Source organism: Candidatus Methylomirabilota bacterium (assembly GCA_035315345.1).
Classification (GTDB): domain Bacteria; phylum Methylomirabilota; class Methylomirabilia; order Rokubacteriales; family CSP1-6; genus CAMLFJ01.
Window position 1 is genome coordinate 1 of record DATFYA010000027.1, and the last position, 4111, is coordinate 4111.

Sequence of the window (4111 nt, forward strand, 5' to 3'; positions counted from 1 at the left end):
GCGTTCAGGAGCACGACCGCGAAGATCGCCATCGCCTCGTAGGGCAGCGCGGAGTCGCGTTCGTAGACCCAGAGCCCGGCCGAGATCGCGGTCGCGACGAGCAGCAGGACGACGAGCACGTCACGGAACTGGGCGAGGAACCTCTTCCACGCCGGCACCGGCTTCTCGGTCGTCAGCTCGTTCCGGCCGTAGCGCTCGAGCCGGGCGCGCACCTCGCCCTCGCTCAAGCCGCGCTCGCCGTCCGTGTCGAGCGCGGTCAACACCTCGTCGATCGGATGTCGGTACGCGGCGGTCGAATCGAGCGTCAGGGATGGAGCGCCCACGGCGGGATAGGTTACCTCTGCGCGTGGCGGGCCGCCACGAGACGTGCCCGTGGCCGCATGGCGGTTGCGGTGCCGGCTTCAGGGCGCGCATCGTTGACACGGCTCCGGCACGGGCGCATGCTGCCGAGGGTCTCGCGGAGGCGCCGCGCGGTTCCTCACACGGTCGTGAACAGGAGACAGCCATGAGCCCGACCACCCCGCCGACAGGACGGAAGCCCGATCCCGGGAAGGGCGCACCGGGAAACGTGCCGCGCAAGGCCTGGCTCTGGTTCCTGCTGATCTTGGTCGCGAACTTCGCGCTCTCGCGCTTCCTGGTCCCGGGCCCGGAGGGGCCGGTCACCGTTCCCTATACCCTGTTCAAGGAGGAGGTCGGGAAGGGCAACGTCGAGGCGATCCACGCCCAGGGCGACGCCATCACCGGCCGATTCAAGGCCCCGGTCACCTACTCGCCCCCGGCCAACAAGGCCGCCGCGCCCAAGAGCGAGCCCTCGCCCCCGGCCAACAAGGCGGCCGCGCCCAAGAGCGAGCCCCCATCCCCGAAGCCGGTGACCGCATTCACCACCACGATTCCCTCCTTCTCGGACCCCGGGCTCGAAGGCTTCCTGATCTCCCACGGCGTCGAGATCCTCGCCAAGCCGATCCAGGAAGGTGGCAGCCCCTGGGCGACGCTGCTGTTCGGGTTCGGTCCGGCCCTGCTCTTCATCGGCTTCTACGTGTGGATGTTCCGCCGGGCGCGGCAGGGCGCAGGGATGGGGATGGGCGGAGGGCTCATGGGCATCGGCAAGAGCAAGGCGCGTCGGTACGACCAGGAGCAGGATACGAAGGTCACCTTCGACGACGTCGCCGGTATCGACGAAGCCGAGAACGAGCTGGTCGAGATCGTGGATTTCCTCAAGGATCCCCCGAAGTACACGCGCCTGGGCGGAACGGCGCCGAAGGGCGTCCTGCTGGTGGGCGCGCCGGGTACCGGCAAGACCCTGCTCGCGAGGGCGGTCGCCGGAGAGGCCGGGGTGCCGTTCTTCTCCATGAGCGGCTCGGAGTTCGTGGAGATGATCGTGGGGGTGGGCGCGGCGCGGGTGCGCGACCTCTTCAAGCAAGCCCGTGAGCACGCGCCGGCGATCGTCTTCATCGACGAGCTGGACGCCATCGGGCGCGCGCGGGGGCAGGTGGTGATCGGGGGCTCGAGCGAGCAGGAGCAGACCCTCAACCAGATCCTGACCGAGATGGACGGCTTCTCCAGCCGCGAGGGCATCATCGTCCTGGCCGCGACCAACCAGCCGGACGTGCTCGACAAGGCCCTCCTGCGACCCGGACGCTTCGACCGGCGCGTGGTGGTCAACCTCCCCGACAAGACCGGGCGCGAGGCGATCCTCAAGGTCCACATCCGCAAGGTGCCGCTCGCGGCCGACGTGAGCCTGGCCGACCTCGCCGCCACGACGCCGGGATTCTCGGGAGCCGATCTGCGGAACCTGGTCAACGAGGCGGCGCTGCTGGCCGCCCGGCGCGGCCAGAACGAGGTCCATCACAAGGACTTCCTCGACGCGCTGGAAAAGATCGTGCTCGGTGCGGAGCGCCCCCTCTTGCTGACTCGCGCCGACAAGGAGCGCATCGCCTACCACGAGGGCGGGCACACCATCCTGGGCCTGGTGGTGCCGGGCGCGGATCCGGTGAATCGCGTGACGATCGTGCCGCGCGGGCAGGCCCTCGGCGTCACCTATCAGCGCCCCGACAGCGATCGTTACAACTACCCGGAGGCCTATCTCCGGGGACGGATCGTCGGAGCGCTGGGAGGTCGCGCGGCCGAGGAGATCGTCTACGGCACCAGGACCACCGGGGCCGAGAGCGACATCGAGCAAGCCACCAACCTGGCCCGCCGGATGGTCACGCGCTGGGGCATGAGCGACCGGGTCGGGCTGGTGCAGCTCGCGCCGCGGGAGAATCCCTATCTGGGCGGCTCAAGCGGATACACCGGCGAGAAGCCGTTCAGCGAGGCGACCGCCGAAGCCATCGACGCCGAGGTGCTCCGGATCATCAATGAGGGCCACGACGAGGCCAGGCGCCTCCTGAGCCGACATCGCAAGCAGCTCGACGCGCTCGCCGAAGCGCTGGTTTCGCGAGAGACCCTCAACGAGAAGGAGATCCTCGAGGTCACGGGACTTCCGCCCGCCCCGCCCCTGAGCGACAAGATGCTGCCCCTTCCCGCCACGGAAGGCAGCAATGCCGGCGCGCGGACGGGCTGAGTCGCTCGCATCTACCATCGCGAGAGCCGACCGGCTACCCACCACCACGTCGGGTGCCCGCCGCCCTCCCGCGCCAGCTCCTCGAGCGCGGCGGAGGCCGCGCGGGTCGCCTCGGGAACCCACCGGGCGCTCTCGCCGCCGTGACCGCGCACCGCCTCCAGCGCCGCGCGACAGACCGTCTCGACCATCTCGTCCGGCGCGCCCGCGTCCCGGGCGAGCCGGCAGGCCGCGCGCACCATCGCCTCGACCGCGTCGCTCACCTCGCGCGGGCCCAGCGGCCCCCGCTCGATGCGCGAGACGACCAGCTCACGCACCGTGAGGCGCACCCCGCGGATCGGGACCCCCGCGCGCAGGAGCGCCTCCAGCTCGGCGGCGATGACGTCCTCGAGGGTGGTCACGCCACCGGCTCCACCCGCAGCGCGTCCCCGGCCGCGTCCACCCGCACCGCCGAGCCGTCGCGCAGCTTGCCGGCCACGATCAATCGCGCGACCGGCGTCTCGACCTCCCGCTGGATCACCCGCTTGAGCGGCCGCGCCCCGAAGACCGGGTCGTAGCCCACGTGGGCCAGATGGGCCCGGGCCCCGTCGGTGACCTCGATCGAGATCCGGCGCTCCGCGAGCCGGCGACGCAGCCCCTCGAGCTGGATCTCCACGATCTTCCCGAGCTCCGCCTCGGTGAGCGCGCGGAAGACCACGATCTCGTCCACGCGGTTCAGGAACTCCGGCCGGAACTGGCGGCGCAGCGCCTCGAGCACCTGCTCGCGCATGCGCTGGTAGCCGCGCTCGTCCGCGTCGCGCACCTCGAGGATGAGCTGGCTGCCGATGTTGGAGGTCATGATGATGACGGTGTTCTTGAAGTTGACCGTGCGGCCCTGGCCGTCGGTGAGGCGGCCGTCGTCGAGCACCTGGAGCAGCACGTTGAAGACGTCGGGGTGCGCCTTCTCGATCTCGTCGAGCAGCACCACCGAGTAGGGCTTCCGCCGCACCGCCTCGGTCAGCTGGCCGCCTTCCTCGTAGCCGACATATCCGGGGGGCGCCCCGATGAGGCGCGCGACGGTGTGCTTCTCCATGTACTCCGACATGTCGAGCCGCACGATATTGTCCTCGTCGTCGAAGAGCGTCGCGGCAAGCGCGCGCGCCAGCTCGGTCTTTCCCACTCCGGTCGGCCCCAGGAACAGAAACGATCCGATGGGGCGCTTGGGATCCTTGATGCCGGCCCGGGCTCGGACGACCGCATCGGCCACCGCGCGGACGGCCTCGTCCTGTCCCACGACACGCTCGTGAAGCTCCTCCTCCAGCCGGAGAAGCTTCTGCATCTCGCCCTCCATTAGCTTCGAGAGCGGGATGCCCGTCCACCGGGAGACGACCTCGGCGATGTCCTCCTCGTCCACTTCTTCCTTGATGAGCCGGCGTCCGCCGGCGGCCTGGGCCCGCTCTTCCTCTTCCTTGAGCTCACGCTCGAGTCCGGCCAGCGTCCCGTACTGCAGCTCGGCCACGCGGTTGAGGTCGTAGGCGCGCATCGCCTTGTCGATCTCGACCTTCGTCTCCT

Annotated in this window: 4 protein-coding genes; 1 reads left to right on the forward strand and 3 read right to left on the reverse strand. The window is 70.2% G+C overall.

Annotation, left to right across the window (positions count from 1 at the left end; all coding sequences use genetic code 11):
- The coding region (locus tag VKN16_04255; protein ID HME93417.1) for a cation-transporting P-type ATPase at positions 1-323 on the reverse strand (323 nt) is incomplete at its 3' end.
- A 182-nt stretch (positions 324-505) separates the two neighbouring features.
- Between VKN16_04255 and ftsH the strand changes: the two genes are divergently transcribed.
- Positions 506-2563 carry an ATP-dependent zinc metalloprotease FtsH gene (ftsH, locus tag VKN16_04260; GenBank protein HME93418.1) on the forward strand — a complete coding sequence of 686 codons (2058 nt, stop codon included), beginning with the start codon at positions 506-508 and terminating at the stop codon, positions 2561-2563.
- Positions 2564-2574: 11 nt separating this feature from the next.
- Here the strand turns inward: ftsH and VKN16_04265 are convergent, their stop codons facing one another.
- The gene (locus tag VKN16_04265; protein ID HME93419.1) at positions 2575-2961 is read right to left on the reverse strand and encodes a hypothetical protein; all 387 of its coding nucleotides are present in this window, start codon (positions 2959-2961) and stop codon (positions 2575-2577) included.
- Positions 2958-4111 (reverse strand): AAA family ATPase (locus VKN16_04270; protein HME93420.1); only part of this gene is annotated, 1154 nt, incomplete at its 5' end. The genes VKN16_04270 and VKN16_04265, both read right to left, overlap by 4 nt.

Bases quoted from the DNA above. Each gene is read 5' to 3' on its own strand.
- ftsH (HME93418.1), top strand. From the start codon at position 506: ATGAGCCCGACCACCCCGCCGACAGGACGGAAGCCCGATCCCGGGAAG.